Origin of the sequence: Enterobacter cloacae complex sp. P16RS2 (assembly GCF_014982155.1) — a bacterium.
GTDB lineage: Bacteria > Pseudomonadota > Gammaproteobacteria > Enterobacterales > Enterobacteriaceae > Enterobacter > Enterobacter cloacae_M.
Window position 1 is genome coordinate 142,494 of sequence record NZ_JADCKW010000019.1, and the last position, 19,295, is coordinate 161,788.

Annotated in this window: 17 protein-coding genes; 10 read left to right on the forward strand and 7 right to left on the reverse strand. The window is 55.9% G+C overall.

The features are described from left to right. Nucleotides 1–47: 47 nt before the first annotated feature. The 9 genes from fkpB to folA all read left to right on the forward strand — a co-directional run bounded on the left by fkpB (nucleotide 48) and on the right by folA (nucleotide 10,779). The gene (gene fkpB / locus INF68_RS13830; RefSeq protein ID WP_003856450.1) at nucleotides 48–497 is read left to right on the forward strand and encodes an FKBP-type peptidyl-prolyl cis-trans isomerase; all 450 of its coding nucleotides are present in this window, start codon (nucleotides 48–50) and stop codon (nucleotides 495–497) included. Nucleotide 498: 1 nt separating this feature from the next. Then, nucleotides 499–1,449 carry a 4-hydroxy-3-methylbut-2-enyl diphosphate reductase gene (gene ispH / locus INF68_RS13835; protein WP_126786321.1) on the forward strand — a complete coding sequence of 317 codons (951 nt, stop codon included), beginning with the start codon at nucleotides 499–501 and terminating at the stop codon, nucleotides 1,447–1,449. Nucleotides 1,450–1,654: 205 nt separating this feature from the next. Beyond that, the gene (gene dapB, locus INF68_RS13840; protein ID WP_126786322.1) at nucleotides 1,655–2,476 is read left to right on the forward strand and encodes a 4-hydroxy-tetrahydrodipicolinate reductase; all 822 of its coding nucleotides are present in this window, start codon (nucleotides 1,655–1,657) and stop codon (nucleotides 2,474–2,476) included. A 453-nt stretch (nucleotides 2,477–2,929) separates the two neighbouring features. Continuing rightward, the gene (gene carA, locus INF68_RS13845; RefSeq protein WP_010427050.1) at nucleotides 2,930–4,078 is read left to right on the forward strand and encodes a glutamine-hydrolyzing carbamoyl-phosphate synthase small subunit; all 1,149 of its coding nucleotides are present in this window, start codon (nucleotides 2,930–2,932) and stop codon (nucleotides 4,076–4,078) included. 18 nt (nucleotides 4,079–4,096) lie between these two features. Then, the gene (gene carB, locus INF68_RS13850; protein ID WP_023310356.1) at nucleotides 4,097–7,321 is read left to right on the forward strand and encodes a carbamoyl-phosphate synthase large subunit; all 3,225 of its coding nucleotides are present in this window, start codon (nucleotides 4,097–4,099) and stop codon (nucleotides 7,319–7,321) included. 138 nt (nucleotides 7,322–7,459) lie between these two features. Beyond that, complete coding sequence (locus INF68_RS13855) at nucleotides 7,460–7,693, forward strand: YgdI/YgdR family lipoprotein (protein WP_023310357.1); 234 nt, start codon at nucleotides 7,460–7,462, stop codon at nucleotides 7,691–7,693. A gap of 103 nt (nucleotides 7,694–7,796) precedes the next feature. After that, nucleotides 7,797–8,327, forward strand: a complete 531-nt coding sequence (gene kefF / locus INF68_RS13860; RefSeq protein ID WP_023310358.1) for a glutathione-regulated potassium-efflux system oxidoreductase KefF — start codon at nucleotides 7,797–7,799, stop codon at nucleotides 8,325–8,327. Continuing rightward, nucleotides 8,320–10,185, forward strand: coding sequence for a glutathione-regulated potassium-efflux system protein KefC (kefC, locus tag INF68_RS13865; RefSeq protein ID WP_193525329.1), 1,866 nt, complete (start codon nucleotides 8,320–8,322; stop codon nucleotides 10,183–10,185). The genes kefF and kefC overlap by 8 nt, the downstream gene beginning before the upstream one ends. Before the next feature lie 114 nt (nucleotides 10,186–10,299). After that, nucleotides 10,300–10,779: a type 3 dihydrofolate reductase gene (gene folA / locus INF68_RS13870; protein WP_109845587.1), complete on the forward strand. Its 480-nt coding sequence runs from the start codon at nucleotides 10,300–10,302 to the stop codon at nucleotides 10,777–10,779. A gap of 39 nt (nucleotides 10,780–10,818) precedes the next feature. Here the strand turns inward: folA and apaH are convergent, their stop codons facing one another. Genes apaH through lptD form a run of 6 tightly spaced genes read right to left on the reverse strand, consistent with a single transcriptional unit; the run spans nucleotide 10,819 to nucleotide 17,548 of the window. After that, nucleotides 10,819–11,667 (reverse strand): bis(5'-nucleosyl)-tetraphosphatase (symmetrical) ApaH, encoded by an 849-nt coding sequence (gene apaH / locus INF68_RS13875; RefSeq protein WP_023310360.1) that lies wholly within the window; start codon nucleotides 11,665–11,667, stop codon nucleotides 10,819–10,821. A 4-nt stretch (nucleotides 11,668–11,671) separates the two neighbouring features. Next, nucleotides 11,672–12,049, reverse strand: coding sequence for a Co2+/Mg2+ efflux protein ApaG (gene apaG / locus INF68_RS13880; protein WP_023310361.1), 378 nt, complete (start codon nucleotides 12,047–12,049; stop codon nucleotides 11,672–11,674). A gap of 3 nt (nucleotides 12,050–12,052) precedes the next feature. Then, a complete protein-coding gene (gene rsmA / locus INF68_RS13885; protein ID WP_023310362.1) occupies nucleotides 12,053–12,874 on the reverse strand; it encodes a 16S rRNA (adenine(1518)-N(6)/adenine(1519)-N(6))-dimethyltransferase RsmA in 822 nt (273 codons plus the stop codon). After that, nucleotides 12,871–13,857, reverse strand: coding sequence for a 4-hydroxythreonine-4-phosphate dehydrogenase PdxA (pdxA, locus tag INF68_RS13890; RefSeq protein WP_109845586.1), 987 nt, complete (start codon nucleotides 13,855–13,857; stop codon nucleotides 12,871–12,873). The genes rsmA and pdxA overlap by 4 nt, the downstream gene beginning before the upstream one ends. Continuing rightward, nucleotides 13,857–15,143, reverse strand: a complete 1,287-nt coding sequence (gene surA / locus INF68_RS13895; RefSeq protein ID WP_023310364.1) for a peptidylprolyl isomerase SurA — start codon at nucleotides 15,141–15,143, stop codon at nucleotides 13,857–13,859. Before surA ends, pdxA begins: the two co-directional genes overlap by 1 nt. A gap of 53 nt (nucleotides 15,144–15,196) precedes the next feature. Beyond that, nucleotides 15,197–17,548: an LPS assembly protein LptD gene (gene lptD / locus INF68_RS13900; protein WP_109845584.1), complete on the reverse strand. Its 2,352-nt coding sequence runs from the start codon at nucleotides 17,546–17,548 to the stop codon at nucleotides 15,197–15,199. A gap of 239 nt (nucleotides 17,549–17,787) precedes the next feature. Here lptD and djlA point away from each other — a divergent pair, with 239 nt between their 5' ends. Further along, nucleotides 17,788–18,603, forward strand: a complete 816-nt coding sequence (djlA, locus tag INF68_RS13905; RefSeq protein ID WP_023310366.1) for a co-chaperone DjlA — start codon at nucleotides 17,788–17,790, stop codon at nucleotides 18,601–18,603. Between the two features lie 28 nt (nucleotides 18,604–18,631). Here djlA and rluA read toward each other — a convergent pair whose 3' ends face one another. After that, nucleotides 18,632–19,291 carry a bifunctional tRNA pseudouridine(32) synthase/23S rRNA pseudouridine(746) synthase RluA gene (gene rluA, locus INF68_RS13910; RefSeq protein WP_008502014.1) on the reverse strand — a complete coding sequence of 220 codons (660 nt, stop codon included), beginning with the start codon at nucleotides 19,289–19,291 and terminating at the stop codon, nucleotides 18,632–18,634. Between the last annotated feature and the right edge of the window lie 4 nt (nucleotides 19,292–19,295).

Sequence of the window (19,295 nt, forward strand, 5' to 3'; positions counted from 1 at the left end):
TCGCCCGGCGGCGTAACGCCACCGGGCAAAACAAGCGAGCAATTTGCATGTCTAAATCCGTACAGAGCAACAGCGCGGTTCTCGTTCACTTCACGCTGAAGCTGGATGACGGCTCCACGGCCGAATCCACCCGCAATAACGGCAAACCGGCCCTGTTTCGTCTTGGCGATACCTCCCTGTCTGAAGGTCTTGAGCAGCAGCTTCTGGGCCTGAAAGAGGGAGAGAAAAAAGCCTTTTCGCTGGAGCCGGATGCCGCGTTTGGTGTGCCGAGTCCGGACCTGATCCAGTATTTCTCGCGCCGCGAGTTTATGGACGCGGGTGAACCGGAGATCGGAGCGATTATGCTCTTTACCGCTATGGACGGCAGCGAAATGCCTGGCGTGATCCGCGAAATCAACGGCGACTCTATTACCGTTGACTTCAACCATCCGCTTGCCGGGCGTACCGTTCATTTTGATGTTGAAGTGCTGGAAATCGATCCTGCACTGGAGGCCTGAAATGCAGATCCTGTTGGCTAACCCGCGCGGCTTCTGCGCCGGTGTAGACCGCGCTATCAGCATTGTTGAAAACGCGCTGGAGATTTACGGCGCGCCGATTTATGTGCGTCACGAAGTGGTGCACAACCGCTACGTGGTCGACAGCCTGCGCGAGCGCGGCGCCATCTTCATTGAGCAGATCAGCGAAGTGCCGGACGGTGCGATCCTGATCTTCTCCGCGCACGGCGTCTCGCAGGCGGTACGTAACGAAGCGAAAAGCCGCGATCTGACCGTATTCGATGCCACCTGTCCGCTGGTGACAAAAGTGCATATGGAAGTGGCGCGCGCCAGCCGTCGTGGTGAAGAGTCGATTCTGATTGGCCATGCCGGTCATCCGGAAGTCGAAGGCACCATGGGCCAGTACAGCAACCCGGAAGGGGGGATGTACCTGGTTGAGTCGCCTGAAGATGTCTTTACGCTGAACGTTAAAAATGAGGCCCGTCTGTCGTTTATGACCCAGACGACGCTCTCCGTAGACGATACCTCAGACGTGATTGACGCGCTGCGTCAGCGCTTCCCGAAGATCGTCGGCCCGCGTAAGGATGATATCTGCTACGCGACCACTAACCGTCAGGAAGCGGTGCGCGCACTGGCTGAACAGGCGGATGTGGTGCTGGTCGTCGGCTCCAAAAACTCGTCTAACTCCAACCGTCTGGCCGAACTGGCGCAGCGTATGGGGAAAGCGGCGTTCCTGATTGACGATGCGACGGACATTCAGGAAGCGTGGGTGAAAGAGGCAAAATGTGTAGGCGTCACCGCAGGCGCTTCCGCGCCGGATATTCTGGTGCAAAACGTGATTACCCGCCTGCAGGAGCTGGGCGGCGGCGAAGCGGTGCCGCTGGAAGGACGTGAAGAGAACATCGTTTTCGAAGTCCCGAAAGAACTGCGCATCGACGCCCGCGAAGTTGAATAGACCTTTTTCTGATGAAAGGCCAGCACCTCCTGTGCTGGCCTTTTTTTTACCCGTTACTTTATCGTGACGACAAAATCATGTCTTTTACTGATATTTAAGTCCGTTTCACGTTAAATTCTAATTATCGGTGTTTTCAGTTGGCAGTGCTTCTCAAGGCTGGTTAATCTGAAAACGGTTTACATCATTTTAACGTAAGAGAATAACTATGCATGATGCACAGATCCGTGTCGCTATTGCGGGCGCGGGTGGACGTATGGGCCGTCAGCTTATTCAGGCGGCACTTCAGATGGATGGCGTCGCGCTTGGCGCGGCACTGGAGCGTGAAGGTTCGTCGCTTCTGGGGACCGATGCCGGTGAGCTGGCAGGCGCTGGCCACACGGGCGTTACCGTGCAAAGCAGCCTGGAGGCGGTAAAAGATGACTTCGATGTATTCATCGATTTTACCCGCCCGGAAGGAACGCTCGCGCATCTGGCGTTTTGTCGCCAGCACGGCAAGGGAATGGTGATTGGCACCACCGGTTTTGACGATGCGGGTAAGCAGGCTATCCATGATGCATCAAAAGAGATTGCGATTGTCTTCGCCGCAAACTTCAGCGTGGGCGTTAACGTCATGCTGAAGCTGCTGGAGAAGGCCGCGAAGGTGATGGGCAACTATACCGATATTGAGATCGTAGAAGCTCACCACCGTTACAAAGTTGATGCGCCATCGGGTACGGCGCTGGCGATGGGCGAAGCGATTGCTCATGCACTTGATAAAGATTTAAAAGACTGCGCGGTCTATACCCGTGAAGGTTACACCGGCGAACGCGTTCCTGGCACCATTGGCTTCGCAACCGTGCGAGCGGGTGACATCGTCGGCGAACACACGGCGATGTTCGCCGATATAGGAGAGCGCGTCGAAATTACGCATAAAGCCTCCAGCCGAATGACGTTCGCCAACGGTGCGGTACGTTCCGCTTTGTGGCTTAAAAACAAGAAAGACGGCCTTTTTGATATGAGAGACGTGCTAGATCTCAACAATTTGTAAGCATTATTACCCATCGTGATGTGGTTATTGCAGTCGTAATTGTTTGATTGCATAGGGCAATATTTTATTGCCCTTTTATTTTATCTGTTTCATCGCGTGATTTTACTTAATGCTCTAAAAATATATCTCTTATAGCGTTTTAACGTTACTGAAATGTAAATTTTGACCATCCGGTCTACTTTTTCATGCTCCAACACGACATTTTTTATTAAACCCGGCGCGCAAGCGTTTTCTGCGGTGATTTACCTGATCTTTTTGTCGCTTAAGCTCTGTTCCGCTCGCCAGGCTTGCAAAAGGCTAAGCAAAATATCCGTTTTAAGTTGACTTTTACCAACCAAATCTCCAGAATGCCGCCGTTTGCCAAAAATCCGCTGGCAACACATTTGCATTGATCCATGACATGCTATGAATTAATATGCAAATAAAGTGAGTGAATATTCTCTGGAGGGTGTTTTGATTAAGTCAGCGCTATTGGTTCTGGAAGACGGAACCCAGTTTATCGGTCGGGCCATAGGGGCAACGGGTTCGGCGGTTGGGGAAGTCGTTTTCAATACTTCAATGACCGGTTATCAAGAAATCCTCACTGATCCTTCCTATTCTCGCCAAATCGTTACCCTTACTTATCCTCATATCGGCAATGTTGGCACCAACGCGGCTGACGAAGAATCTTCTCAGGTACATGCGCAAGGCCTGGTCATCCGCGACCTGCCGCTGATTGCCAGCAACTTCCGCAATACCGAAGATCTCTCTTCTTACCTGAAGCGCCATAACATCGTGGCGATTGCCGATATCGATACCCGTAAGTTAACGCGTCTGCTGCGCGAGAAGGGTGCACAGAACGGCTGCATCATCGCGGGTGATAACCTCGATGCGACGCTGGCGCTGGAAAAAGCGAAAGCCTTCCCGGGCCTGAACGGCATGGACCTGGCGAAAGAAGTGACGACCGCTGAAGCCTACAGCTGGACCCAGGGTAGCTGGACGCTGGAAGGCGACCTGCCGGAAGCGAAAAAAGAGAGCGAGCTGCCGTTCCACGTGGTGGCCTACGATTTCGGCGCCAAGCGCAACATCCTGCGCATGCTGGTTGACCGCGGCTGCCGCCTGACGGTGGTTCCGGCACAAACGTCTGCCGAAGACGTGCTGAAGATGAATCCGGACGGTATTTTCCTGTCTAACGGTCCTGGCGACCCGGCGCCGTGCGATTACGCCATCGCCGCTATCAAGTCCTTCCTGGAAACCGACATCCCGGTATTCGGCATCTGCCTTGGCCATCAGCTGCTGGCGCTGGCGAGCGGTGCGAACACCGTTAAGATGAAGTTCGGCCACCACGGTGGTAACCACCCGGTGAAAGACATCGACAACAACACGGTGATGATCACCGCGCAGAACCACGGCTTTGCCGTCGATGAAGCCTCGATGCCGGCTAACCTGCGCGTGACCCATAAGTCGCTGTTCGATGGCACCCTGCAGGGGATTCATCGCACCGATAAGCCAGCATTCAGCTTCCAGGGTCACCCGGAAGCCAGCCCGGGCCCACACGATGCCGCGCCGCTGTTCGATCACTTCATCGAACTTATCGAGCAATACCGTAAGACCGCTAAATAATCAGGAGCCGAGAAGACAATGCCAAAACGTACAGACATAAAAAGCATCCTGATCCTTGGCGCTGGCCCGATCGTCATCGGCCAGGCCTGCGAATTCGACTACTCCGGCGCGCAGGCGTGTAAAGCCCTGCGTGAAGAGGGTTACCGCGTTATCCTGGTAAACTCTAACCCGGCAACCATCATGACCGACCCGGAAATGGCAGATGCAACCTACATCGAGCCGATTCACTGGGAAGTGGTGCGTAAAATCATCGAGAAAGAGCGTCCGGACGCGGTGCTGCCAACCATGGGCGGCCAGACGGCGCTGAACTGTGCGCTGGAGCTGGAGCGTCAGGGCGTGCTGGAAGAGTTCGGCGTGACCATGATTGGTGCGACCGCCGACGCGATTGATAAAGCAGAAGACCGTCGCCGCTTCGACGTGGCGATGAAGAAAATCGGCCTCGACACCGCGCGTTCCGGTATCGCACACAACATGGAAGAAGCGCTGGCCGTTGCGGCTGACGTGGGCTATCCGTGCATCATCCGCCCATCGTTCACCATGGGCGGCACCGGCGGCGGCATCGCCTACAACCGCGAAGAGTTCGAAGAGATTTGCGAACGCGGTCTGGATCTCTCCCCAACCAAAGAGCTGCTGATTGATGAATCGCTGATTGGCTGGAAAGAGTACGAGATGGAAGTGGTGCGTGATAAAAACGACAACTGCATCATCGTCTGCTCCATCGAAAACTTCGATGCGATGGGTATCCACACCGGCGACTCCATCACCGTTGCGCCAGCCCAGACCCTGACCGACAAAGAGTATCAAATCATGCGTAACGCCTCGATGGCGGTACTGCGTGAAATCGGCGTGGAAACCGGCGGTTCTAACGTGCAGTTCTCGGTGAACCCGAAAACCGGCCGTCTGATTGTTATCGAAATGAACCCGCGCGTGTCCCGTTCCTCCGCGCTGGCCTCTAAAGCGACCGGCTTCCCGATTGCGAAAGTGGCGGCGAAGCTGGCGGTGGGCTACACCCTCGACGAGCTGATGAACGACATCACCGGTGGCCGCACGCCTGCGTCCTTCGAGCCGTCTATCGACTACGTTGTCACCAAAATTCCTCGCTTCAACTTCGAGAAATTCGCGGGCGCGAACGACCGTCTGACCACCCAGATGAAATCTGTCGGTGAAGTGATGGCAATTGGCCGCACGCAGCAGGAATCCCTGCAGAAAGCGCTGCGCGGCCTCGAAGTGGGCGCGACCGGCTTCGACCCGAAAGTGAGCCTGGACGACCCGGAAGCGCTGACCAAAATCCGCCGCGAGCTGAAAGACGCGGGCGCAGAGCGTATCTGGTATATCGCAGATGCCTTCCGTGCTGGCCTGTCCGTCGACGGCGTGTTCAACCTGACCAACATCGACCGCTGGTTCCTGGTGCAGATTGAAGAGCTGGTGCGTCTGGAAGAACAGGTCGCTGAGCTGGGTATCACCGGCCTGGACGCTGACTTCCTGCGCGTGCTGAAGCGTAAAGGCTTCGCCGACGCGCGTCTGGCTAAGCTGGCGGGCGTGCGCGAAGCGGAAATCCGCAAGCTGCGCGACCAGTACGACCTGCACCCGGTCTACAAGCGCGTGGACACCTGTGCGGCTGAATTCTCGACCGACACCGCCTACATGTACTCCACCTATGAAGACGAGTGTGAAGCGAACCCGTCCGTCGACCGCGACAAGATTATGGTGCTGGGCGGCGGTCCAAACCGTATCGGCCAGGGCATCGAGTTCGACTACTGCTGCGTACACGCCTCCCTGGCGCTGCGCGAAGACGGTTACGAGACCATCATGGTCAACTGTAACCCGGAAACCGTCTCTACCGACTACGACACCTCTGACCGCCTCTACTTCGAGCCGGTTACCCTGGAAGACGTGCTGGAAATCGTGCGCATCGAGAAGCCAAAAGGCGTTATCGTGCAGTACGGCGGCCAGACCCCGCTGAAGCTGGCGCGCGCGCTGGAAGCAGCAGGCGTGCCGGTTATCGGCACCAGCCCGGACGCGATTGACCGTGCGGAAGACCGCGAGCGTTTCCAGCAGGCGGTTGACCGTCTGAAGCTGAAACAGCCGGCGAACGCCACCGTGACCGCCATTGAAATGGCCGTTGAGAAGGCGAAAGAGATTGGCTACCCGCTGGTGGTGCGTCCTTCCTACGTGCTGGGCGGCCGCGCGATGGAAATCGTTTATGACGAGGCCGACCTGCGTCGCTACTTCCAGACCGCGGTGAGCGTGTCTAACGATGCGCCAGTGCTGCTCGACCGCTTCCTCGACGACGCTGTGGAAGTGGACGTTGACGCCATCTGCGACGGCGAAATGGTGCTGATTGGCGGCATCATGGAGCACATCGAGCAGGCTGGCGTGCACTCCGGCGACTCCGCCTGTTCTCTGCCGGCGTACACGCTGAGCCAGGAGATTCAGGACGTGATGCGCCAGCAGGTGCAGAAGCTGGCCTTCGAGCTGCAGGTTCGCGGTCTGATGAACGTCCAGTTCGCGGTGAAAGACAACGAAGTCTATCTGATTGAAGTGAACCCGCGTGCGGCACGTACCGTACCGTTCGTCTCCAAAGCCACCGGCGTACCGCTGGCGAAAGTCGCGGCGCGCGTGATGGCGGGCCAGACGCTGGCGCAGCAGGGCGTGACCAAAGAGATCATTCCACCGTACTACTCGGTGAAAGAAGTGGTGCTGCCGTTCAACAAATTCCCGGGCGTTGACCCGCTGTTAGGGCCAGAAATGCGCTCTACCGGGGAAGTGATGGGCGTGGGCCGCACCTTCGCAGAAGCGTTCGCGAAGGCGCAGCTGGGCAGTAGCTCCACCATGAGAAAATCAGGCCGTGCGCTGCTCTCCGTTCGTGAAGGCGATAAAGAGCGCGTGGTTGACCTGGCCGCCAAGCTGCTGAAACAGGGCTTCGAGCTGGACGCGACCCACGGTACCGCGATTGTGCTGGGCGAAGCCGGCATCAACCCGCGTCTGGTGAACAAGGTGCATGAAGGTCGTCCGCACATTCAGGACCGTATCAAGAATGGCGAATACACCTACATCATCAACACCACCGCAGGCCGCCAGGCGATTGAAGACTCCAAGCTGATTCGCCGCAGCGCGCTGCAGTACAAAGTGCACTACGACACCACCCTGAACGGCGGTTTCGCGACGGCCATGGCGCTGAACGCGGATGCCACCGAGAAGGTGATTTCGGTTCAGGAAATGCACGCGCAGATTAGCAAGTAAGTAAAAATGCCCGGTGCCGTTCGGTTGCCGGGCATTCTCCCATCTTCAGAACCTTCTGGTTTTTCATCCGCATTCAGTCAGTTAGCCTAAAATGGTTAGGTCGATAACGAAATTCAACTGAGAGCAGGGGAAAACACCATGCAAAATAAATTACTGATCGCTTCCGTTCTGGCTGCCACGACAATGTTTACCGTTGCGGGCTGTTCGTCTAATCAGGCCGTAAAAACCACCGATGGCAAAACCATTGTCACCGACGGCAAACCGCAGGTAGATGACGATACCGGTCTGGTGTCGTATAAAAACGCCGAAACCGGTCAAACCGAGCAGATCAACCGTGACCAGGTTAAATCCATGGGCGAGCTGGATAACTAATTCAGAATTCTGACGTAAGCCCGTCAATAATATTCACTATTAGCCTGTTGAATTACTGACTACACTCTTTTGTTAAAAGAAAGCAGTAACAACAGGCTAATCAATGATTCTGATAATTTATGCCCATCCTTATCCGCAGCACTCGCATGCGAATAAGCGGATGCTTGAGCAGGTAAGGACGCTTGATAACGTAGAGATACGTTCCCTCTATCAACTCTATCCCGATTTTAATATCGATATCGCCGCCGAGCAGGAGGCGCTTTCCCGTGCCGATCTGATTATCTGGCAGCATCCGATGCAGTGGTACAGCACGCCCCCGCTCCTGAAGCTGTGGATCGATAAAGTCTTCTCCCACGGCTGGGCGTACGGACACAACGGCAATGCGCTAAAAGGAAAAAGCCTGATGTGGGCGGTCACCACCGGCGGCGGTGAAAGCCATTTTGATATCGGTTCCTTCCCGGGTTTTGACGTCCTGGCGCAGCCGCTGCAGGCGACTGCGCTCTATTGCGGCCTGAACTGGCTCCCGCCGTTTGCGATGCACTGCACGTTTGTTTGCGACGATGAAACGCTGCAGGCGCAGGCTCGCCATTATAAACAACGCTTACTTGAGTGGCAGGAGACGCACCATGGATAGCCATACGCTGATACAGGCGCTGATTTACCTCGGCGCGGCGGCGCTGATTGTGCCCGTGGCGGTACGCCTGGGGCTGGGTTCGGTGCTCGGCTACCTGATTGCGGGCTGCGTCATTGGGCCGTGGGGCTTTCGGCTGGTCACGGATGCCGAGGCGATTCTCCATTTCGCTGAAATCGGCGTGGTGCTGATGCTGTTTGTGATTGGCCTGGAGCTCGACCCGCAGCGGCTGTGGAAGCTTCGCGCCTCGGTATTTGGCGGCGGCGCGCTGCAGATGGTGGCCTGCGGCCTGCTGCTGGGTGGGTTCTGCATCCTGTTGGGTATGGACTGGAAAGTGGCAGAGCTCATCGGCATGACGCTGGCGCTCTCCTCCACGGCGATTGCCATGCAGGCGATGAACGAGCGAAATCTGACGGTATCCCAGATGGGACGCAGCGCGTTCTCAGTGCTGCTGTTCCAGGACATTGCCGCTATCCCGCTGGTGGCGATGATCCCGCTGCTGGCGGCCAGCGGTTCGTCTACCACGCTGGGCGCTTTTGCGCTGTCGGCGCTGAAGGTGGCGGGCGCGCTGGCGCTGGTGGTGCTGCTTGGCCGCTACGTGACCCGCCCGCTGCTGCGGTTTGTTGCCCGCTCTGGCCTGCGCGAAGTGTTCAGCGCCGTGGCGCTGTTCCTGGTGTTTGGCTTCGGTCTGCTGCTGGAGGAGGCCGGGCTATCGATGGCGATGGGGGCGTTCCTCGCAGGCGTTCTGCTGGCGAGCTCTGAATACCGTCACGCGCTGGAAAGCGATATCGAGCCGTTCAAAGGACTGCTGCTGGGGCTGTTTTTCATCGGCGTCGGGATGTCCGTCGATTTCGGCACGCTGGTGACGCACCCGCTGCGGATCGTCATCCTGCTCGTCGGCTTCCTGGTCATTAAAATGGTGATGCTGTGGCTGATTGCTCGCCCATTGAACGTGCCGGGCAGGCAACGCCGCTGGTTCGCCGTGCTGCTGGGGCAGGGGAGTGAATTTGCGTTCGTGGTCTTTGGCGCCGCGCAGATGGCAAACGTGCTCGATCCCGAGTGGGCGAAGGTGCTGACGCTGGCGGTGGCACTGTCGATGGCGGCGACGCCGGTGCTGCTGGTGGTGCTGACGCGCCTGGAAAAATCGGGCAGCGAGCAGGAGCGCGAGGCCGACGAGATCGACGAGGAGCAGCCGCGCGTCATCATCGCCGGATTTGGCCGCTACGGGCAGATCGTGGGTCGTTTACTGCTGTCGAGCGGGGTGAAAATGGTCATCCTCGATCACGATCCCGACCATGTCGATACCCTGCGTAAATTTGATATGAAGGTGTTTTACGGCGATGCGACCCGCGTCGATCTGCTGGAATCCGCCGGGGCGGCAAAAGCCGAGGTGTTGATTAACGCCATTGACGATCCGGAAACCAGCATGCAGATGGTGGAGCTGGTAAAAGAGCATTTCCCGGCGCTGACTATTATCTCCCGCGCGCGCGATGTGGATCACTACATCCGGCTGCGACAGGCTGGCGTAGAGGCGCCTGAACGTGAAACGTTCGAAGGTGCGCTGAAGTCTGGCCGAGTGGCGCTGGAAAACCTGGGGCTCGGGGCGTATGAAGCGCGTGAGCGTGCAGACCTGTTCCGCCGCTTTAATACCGAGATGGTTGAAGAGATGGCGGCGATGGCCGGCAGTACGGCCACCGAGCGCGCGGCGGTGTTCAAACGCACCAGCGCGATGCTGACGGAAATCATTAACGAGGACCGTAACCACCTGTCGCTGATCCAGCGTCACGGCTGGCAGGGCACGGAAGAGGGCAAGCATACCGGCGATCCGGCTGACGAGCCCGAGAGTAAACCTTCTGCGTGAAGTGGAGTTGCCAGCAATATTAAAAAATTTCTTTATCTTTACTCTGCCGCCAGTCGACGAAAGATTAAGCTTTCCGTATAGTGGCGGCAATTTTTTGCATCCGGGAAATTTTCAATGATCAGTCTGATTGCAGCGCTGGCGGTGGACCGCGTTATCGGTATGGAAAATGCCATGCCGTGGAACCTGCCTGCCGATCTCGCATGGTTTAAACGTACTACGTTAAACAAGCCGGTAGTGATGGGCCGCCTGACCTGGGAGTCGATTGGTCGTCCATTGCCGGGCCGTAAGAATATCGTTATCAGCAGCCAGCCGGGCACTGACGATCGCGTCGAATGGGTAAAATCAGTAGACGAGGCGATTGCTGCATGCGGCAGTGCCGAAGAGATCATGGTGATTGGCGGTGGGCGCGTGTACGAGCAGTTCCTGCCAAAAGCGCAGAAGCTGTATCTGACCCACATTGATGCAGAAGTGGAAGGGGATACCCATTTCCCGGACTACGATCCGGACGAGTGGGAATCGGTTTTCAGTGAATTCCACGACGCGGATGCACAGAACTCCCACAGCTACTGCTTCGAGATTCTGGAACGTCGTTAAGTGATTTTCCCTCTCCCGACCGGGAGAGGGAATAGCGTATCAGGAGGCAACGGCCTCACTTTCCCCTAAGTCCAGCTGTCGGTTGGACGGCTGCACAAAGTAAGCTTTATCTTCCCAGCGTAAGCAGGTTAACTCTCCGCCCCAGCAGCATCCGGTATCCAGACCGTAAATCCCTTCCGGTGTTCCTTTTCCTTCCAGCGCAGCCCAGTGGCCAAATACCACGCTGTACTCGCTTGTCACCGGCCCCGGAATGGCAAACCACGGTTTCAGCGGAGCGGGCGCGCTCTCCGGCGTCTCTTTGGAATACATATCCAGCTGTCCGTTCGGGAAGCAGAAACGCATGCGGGTGAACGCGTTGGTGATAAAGCGCAGACGGGCCAGACCGCTGAGATCCTCGCTCCAGTGGTTTGGCATATCGCCGTACATGGCATCGAGGAAGAAAGGATACGAGTCGCTCGCTAGCACCGCCTCAACGTCACGCGCGCAGGTTTTCGCCGTCTCAAGATCCCATTGTGGCGTGATTCCGGCATGCGCCATGACCAGCTTTTTCTCTTCGTCGATCTGCAGCAGGGGCTGACGGCGCAGCCAGTTAATCAGATCGTCTGCGTCCGGCGCATCCAGCAGTGGGGTGAGGCGATCTTTAGGCTTGTTGCGGCTGATCCCGGCGAAAACCGCCAGCAGATGCAGATCGTGATTGCCCAGCACCATGCGGACGCTGTCGCCCAGCGATTTGACGAAACGTAATACTTCAAGGGAGCCGGGGCCACGCGCGACTAAATCGCCCGTCAGCCAGAGCGTGTCCTGTCCTGGCGTAAAGTCGACCTGTTTTAATAATGCGATCAGTTCATCGTAGCAACCGTGAACGTCGCCAATCAGATATGTAGACATTAGATTAATGAATGAGTGTGGTTACGGCGAGACGGAACACAGGAATGGCAACGCGGAAATCATTGCCATCGACGTCGACCATTTCATAATGGCCTTGCATAGTACCCATCGGCGTTTCAATCACCGCGCCGCTGGTGTACTGGTACTCTTCGCCAGGGGCGATGTGGGGCTGTTCACCAACCACACCTTCGCCCTGAACTTCGATTTCGCGGCCATTGCCGTTAGTGATAAGCCAGTAGCGCCCGCGCAGCTGCACGGGCATCCGCCCCAGATTGCGAATGGTCACGGTGTAAGCGAAAACAAAACGTTCTTCGTCCGGTGAGGACTGTGATTCAACATAGACGCTTTGTACATGGACACATACGCGGGGCGAATCAATCATGGCTTAACTCTCCTTCGGCGGCGCATTATCGCTGATGTAATTAGCCAGCTTGCAGTACTGCTCTACGGAAATGTTCTCCGCACGCATTGCCGGGTCGATCCCCAGCTCGGCTAACACCTCAACGGTAAACGAATTGCTCAGGCTGTTACGGATCGTTTTACGGCGCTGGTTAAAGGCTTCTGTGGTAATGCGGCTCAGCACGCGCAGATCTTTAACCGGATACGGTTTCGTCTTGTGCGGCACGAGGCGCACAACCGCTGAATCCACTTTCGGTGGTGGTGTGAACGCTGACGGCGGTACTTCGAGTACCGGGATCACGTTGCAGTAATACTGTGCCATCACGCTTAAACGACCATACGCTTTACTGTTCGGGCCTGCAACCAGACGGTTAACAACCTCTTTTTGCAACATGAAGTGCATGTCGGCAATGGCATCAGTATAGCTAAAGAGGTGAAACATGAGCGGCGTGGAGATGTTGTACGGCAGGTTGCCGAAGACGCGCAGCGGCTGGCCCATTTTTTCGGACAGCTCGCCAAAGTTCATGGTCATGGCGTCCTGCTGATAGATGGTCAGCTTCGGCCCGAGGAACGGGTGCGTTTGCAGGCGTGCGGCCAGATCGCGGTCCAGTTCGATGACGGTCAGCTCGTCGAGGCGTTCGCCTACCGGCTCGGTCAGCGCGGCAAGGCCCGGGCCGATTTCGACCATCGCCTGACCTTTTTGCGGATTAATAGCCGAGACAATGCTTTCGATCACGAACTGATCGTTAAGGAAGTTTTGCCCGAAACGTTTACGGGCTAAGTGGCCCTGATGGACTCGATTAGTCATTGAGTATTAACAATCATTTTGATGGCGAGATTAAGCGCCGTAATAAAACTGCCGACATCCGCTTTCCCCTGGCCTGCCAGATCCAGCGCAGTACCGTGGTCAACGGACGTTCGAATAAAGGGTAAACCGAGGGTGATATTCACTCCGCGGCCAAAGCCCTGGTATTTTAGCACGGGCAGACCCTGATCGTGGTACATCGCGAGCACGGCGTCGGCATTATCCAGGTATTTCGGCTGGAAAAGGGTATCTGCAGGCAGCGGCCCGCTGAGGTTCATCCCCTTCTCCCGCATTTCGTTGAGTACCGGAATGATGGTGTCGATCTCTTCGGTGCCCATGTGCCCGCCTTCACCGGCGTGCGGATTGAGGCCACAAACCAGCACGTGCGGCTGCGGGATCCCAAACTTTGTCTGCAGATCGTGATGCAAAATCCCGATGATCTCGCGCAGGAGTTCAGGGGTGATCGCGTCAGGAATGGCTTTGATCGGCAGATGGGTGGTCACCAGCGCAACGCGCATCTCCTCCGTCGCCAGCATCATCACCACTTTCGGGCTGTGCGAGCGCTCTTCGAAGAACTCCGTATGCCCTGTAAACGGTATACCCGCTTCGTTGATGACGCCTTTGTGGACGGGGCCGGTGATCAGAGCGGCAAATTCGCCCTTCAGGCAACCGTCGCAGGCGCGCGCAAGGGTTTCAACGACATAGTGACCGTTTTCCGTGCTGAGCTGGCCCGGGTTGACCGGCGTACGAAGGGGAACTGAAAGAAGGGTGAGCGTACCGGCTTGCTGGGGTGCAGGCTGTTGGCCTTCAACGTAAGGGATGAGCGTTAAAGGCAGACCGAGCAGCGTTGCCCGGTCTTGTAACAGTGTTGCATCGGCACAGACAACCAGTTCTACCGGCCAGCTGCGCTGGGCGAGCTGGACAACGAGGTCAGGCCCAATCCCGGCGGGCTCGCCGGGCGTGATAACAACACGATGCTGTTTCATTAGTTGCTCAGAACTTTCACGTAAGCGCTGGCGCGTTGTTCCTGCATCCAGGTTGCTGCTTCTTCAGAGAACTTACGGTTAAACAGCATACGGTAGGCTCTGTCTTTCTGTGCCGCATCCGTTTTATCAACGTTACGGGTGTCCATCAGCTCGATCAGATGCCAGCCGAATGAAGAGTGGACCGGCGCGCTGATCTGGCCTTTGTTCAGCTTCATCAACGCATCGCGGAAGGCAGGATCGTAGATATCTGCAGCCGCCCAGCCCAGATCGCCGCCCTGGTTAGCTGAGCCTGGATCCTGAGAGAACTCTTTTGCTGCTTTCGCAAATGAGGTTTTACCGCTCTTAATGTCAGCTGCGATCTGTTCCAGCTTCACACGCGCCTGATCGTCAGTCATGATCGGTGACGGTTTCAGAAGAATGTGGCGAGCGTGAACTTCGGTGACGGAGATATTTTGGCTCTGGCCGCGCAGATCGTTCACCTTCAGAATGTGGAAGCCCACGCCTGAACGGATAGGACCGACGATATCCCCTTTCTTCGCCGTGCTCAGCGCCTGGGCAAAGATGGATGGCAGCTCCTGAATACGGCCCCAGCCCATCTGGCCGCCTTTCAGCGCCTGTTGATCAGCGGAGTAGGTGATCGCCAGCTTGCCAAAGTCGCCGCCGTTACGCGCCTGTTCAACAATAGAACGCGCCTGGCTTTCGGCTTCCGCAGCCTGATCGGACGTTGGGTTCTCTGGCAGTGGGATCAGAATGTGGCTCAGGTTCAGCTCTGTGCTCGCATCGTTCTGGTTACCCACCTGTTTTGCCAGCGCGTCAACTTCCTGAGGCAGGATGGTAACGCGGCGACGCACTTCGTTGTTACGCACTTCCGAAATCAGCATCTCTTTACGGATCTGGTTACGGTAGGTGGCGTAGCTGATGCCGTCATAGGCCAGGCGGCTGCGCATCTGGTCTAAAGACATATTGTTCTGCTTCGCGATGTTAGCGATCGCCTGATCGAGCTGCTCGTCAGTGACCTTCACACCCATTTTCTGCCCCATCTGCAGAACGATCTGATCCATGATCAGACGCTCCAGGATCTGGTGGCGCAGCGTGGCGTCATCCGGAAGCTGTTGACCGGCTTCGCCCGAATTGAGCTTCACCGATTTCATCAGTCCGTCAACGTCACTTTCAAGCACGACGCCGTTGTTAACCACAGCAGCGACTTTATCAACAACCTGGGGGGCCGCGAAGCTGGTATTCGCAACCATAGCGACACCGAGCAGCAGCGTTTTCCAGTTCTTCATACTTTTTCCATTTCAATTAACCGCAAAGCGGATTACGTTGCAAATCAAGCATATTACAAGGCGCTACTGTACGGCAGAATATTCGAGCGCAGCATTTTCTGCGTACCCAGACCGTAGTTGGAACTCAGACCGCGTAACTCGAAGTTAAAGCCAATCACGTTATCGTATTTGCTCTGATTGTTTTGAGTATCCCAGCCGTTAAGCTTGCGTTCGTAGCCGACACGCAGCGCGTAACAGCAGGAGTTATATTGCAGACCCACCATCTGGTCAGCAGCTTTATTGGCGTTAGTGTCGAAGTAGTATGCGCCTACGATTGACCAGCGGTCGGCGATTGGCCAACTCGCTGCGCCACCCACCTGCGAAATACCGTCTTTATAACGTTCAGAGCCAGCATAAGATGGCAATGTTGCCTGAATATATTCCGGGCTGGCGTAACGATACGTCAACTGGACCATACGGTCTTCATCGCGACGGTACTCAATAGCCGCACTACTTGTGGCAATATTATCGAGGCGAGTGTCATATTGCACACCACCGCGCAGACCCCAACGATCGGTCATACGCCAGTAAGTATCTCCCGCCCAGACCAGCGATCCCGTTTTGTTATCTTTCTCCCAGTTAATGTTGTCATCACCGGTACGAGACTCGGTGAAATAGTAGATTTGACCAACAGAAACGTTAAAACGTTCAACGGCAGCATCATCATAAACACGTGTTGTGACGCCGGTCGTTAACTGGTTAGCAGACGCGATGCGGTCAAGACCGCCGTAAGTACGGTCACGGAACAGGCCGCTGTAGTCAGACTGCAGTAAAGAGGAGTCGTAGTTCTGGATTTTGCTCTGGTCGCGGTATGGCACGTACAAATACTGCATACGCGGTTCAAGCGTCTGGGTATAACCATCCGCCAGCAGAGCCATATCACGTTCGAAGATCAGCTTCCCGTCCATTTTGAACTGCGGAAGCGTTCGGTTGACCGACTCTTCAAGGTTGGCATTTCTACTGGCATTGTAATTATCGATATTTTTTTGCTGATAGTGAGTCGCCATCAGCTTGGCTTCGGTATTCAGGCTCGCCCAGTCGTTAGACCACGGCAGATTGATCGTCGGCTCAAGGTGAACACGCGTCGCTTCAGGCATGTCCGAATCCGTGTTAACGAAATGTACCGCCTGAGCGTAAACCCGGGTGTCGAATGGACCCACATCATTCTGATACCAGTTAACGTCCAGCTGTGGCTCTGCCCCATATGTAGGCGTTGACTGGTCGGAAAATACCTGGAATTGCTTAGTCGAGACGGTGGCGTCAAAGTTCTGTACCGCATAGCCTACGCTGAATTTCTGCGTGGCATAGCCATCGGTACTTGAGCCGTATTTGGACGAGAAGTCATTAAAATAAGACGAATCGCTAACTTTAGTGTAGTCAACATTAAAGCGCCATACCTGATCCATCACCCCGGCATGCTGCCAGTAGAATAACCAGCGGTGCTTGTCGCCTTCGGTCGGATGTTCGTCCTGGAAGACTTTATCCGACGGCAGATAATCCAGCTCCATCAGACCCGCACCGGCGTGGGTCAGATAGCGGAACTCGTTTTCCCACATGATGTTGCCGCGCTTGTGGATATAGTGCGGCGTGATCGTCGCATCCATGTTTGGCGCGATGTTCCAGTAATACGGCAGGTAGAACTCAAAGTAGTTCGACGTGCTGTATTTGGCATTCGGGATCAGGAAACCGGAGCGACGTTTGTCACCGACGGGAAGCTGCAGATAAGGGCTGTAGAATATGGGTACTGGACCCAGCTTAAAGCGGGCGTTCCAGATCTCTGCGACCTGCTCTTCGCGGTCATGGATAACCTCGCTCCCGACCACGCTCCAGGTATTTGAACCCGGCAGACATGATGTGAACGTACCGTTTTCCAGGATCGTATAGCGGTTTTCACCGCGCTGTTTCATCAGGTCAGCGTCGCCGCGTCCCTGGCGACCCACCATCTGGTAATCACCTTTCCAGACGTTAGTATCTTTAGTATTCAGGTTTGACCAGGCTTTCGGACCTTTCAGGATGACCTGATTGTCGTCATAGTGCACATTACCCAGCGCATCTACCGTTCGTACCGGCTCGGCCGCACCTTCCGGCTGCTTCTGGTGCAACTGCACTTCGTCTGCCTGCAGGCGGCTATTGCCCTGGTTAATATCGACATTGCCCGTAAACGTGGCATTGTCAGGGTAAGTCCCTTTCGAACTGTCGGCAGTAATGGTTACCGGCAAGCTATTTGTATCGCCACTCACCAGTGGGCGATTATAACTTGGGACGCCAAGCATACACTGCGAGGCGAGATCGGCCGCCAGCCCCTGTTGACTGTACAGGGCGGAGCCAATCATTGTGGCCAGGAGGGTGGGGATACGTTTTTTCATACGTTGTATTTTATTGTTCCGTCATCAGTGGCTACGGCTTACAAACGCTCAGAGACTATCTTACTCATCTGCGCAGTACCAGCGTTAATCCTGCCCGTTTGCGTGCCAGAGTGTTAGGCTCGCTATCGAATGACGAGTATGATAAAGCAAATTATAGGCGATGTCCTTCAATTGACCGTGACTTGAACACAGTGATGATGACGTTGCGTCGGCCAGGAATATGACTATCCGGGGAGTATATGCAGTATTGGGGTAAAATAATCGGCGTTGCGTTCGCCATCATCATGGGTGCTGGGTTCTGGGGAATTGTGCTTGGGCTTATTATCGGCCATATGTTTGATAAGGCGCGCAGCCGCAAAATGGCCTGGTTTGCCAATCAGCGCGAGCGTCAGTCACTCTTTTTCTCTACCACCTTTGAGGTCATGGGGCACTTAACCAAATCCAAAGGGCGTGTCACAGAAGCCGATATTCAGATTGCCAGCGTTTTTATGGATCGCATGAACCTGCACGGCGACTCCCGTCTGGCCGCGCAAAATGCGTTTCGCATCGGTAAGTCGGATAATTATCCGCTTCGCGAAAAAATGCGTCAGTTCCGCAGCATCTGCTTTGGACGTTTTGATTTAATTCGGATGTTTCTGGAAATTCAAATCCAGGCGGCCTTCGCAGACGGCTCACTTCACCCTAATGAGCGTGACGTGCTGTACGTCATTGCGGAAGAGCTGGGCATCTCCCGTATGCAGTTCGACCAGTTCCTGCGCATGATGCAGGGCGGGGCGCAGTTTGGTGGTGGCTATCATCAGCAGTCGTCCGGCGGTGCCTGGCAGCAGGCGCAGCGTGGTCCGACGCTGGAAGACGCCTGTAACGTGCTTGGCGTTAAGCCCTCTGACGATCAGACCACGATTAAACGTGCCTATCGCAAGCTCATGAGTGAACACCATCCGGACAAACTGGTCGCGAAAGGCTTACCGCCAGAAATGATGGAGATGGCGAAGCAAAAAGCGCAGGAAATCCAGAAGGCGTACGAGCTCATAAAAGAGAAGAAAGGTTTCAAATAAAAAAAGCCCGACGATGTCGGGCTTTTTTTTAGAAGTCCACCGGGGCTTTAAACGTCATCGCGTTACCGAAGGCCGGATGGGTAATGGTGAGCGTCTGCGCGTGCAGCTGCAGACGTGGCGCTAAGGCCAGCGCTTCAGGCGGCGCGTAGAAGCGGTCACCCAGAATCGGATGACCCAGGGCGAGCATATGCACGCGCAGCTGGTGCGAACGTCCGGTAATCGGCTTAAGCAGGACGCGCGCGGTATTATCCGGCGCGTACTCCAGCACTTCGTACTCGGTCTGCGCGGCCTTGCCGGTTTCGTAACACACCTTCTGCTTAGGCCGGTTCGGCCAGTCGCAGATCAGCGGTAAATCCACCAGACCTTCCGCCTGCGCGGGGTGGCCCCAGACGCGGGCGACATACTGCTTTTTCGGCTCGCGCTCGCGGAACTGACGCTTTAACTCGCGTTCCGCCGCTTTATTCAGCGCCACCACAATCACGCCGCTGGTGGCCATATCCAGGCGATGGACTGACTCCGCCTGTGGATAATCGCGCTGAATGCGCGTCATCACGCTGTCTTTGTGCTCGTCCAGACGTCCCGGCACGGACAACAGGCCGCTGGGCTTGTTGACCACCATAATGTGTTCATCCTGATACAGAATGACCAGCCAGGGATCCTGCGGCGGATTGTAAGGCTCCATCACCATCTTG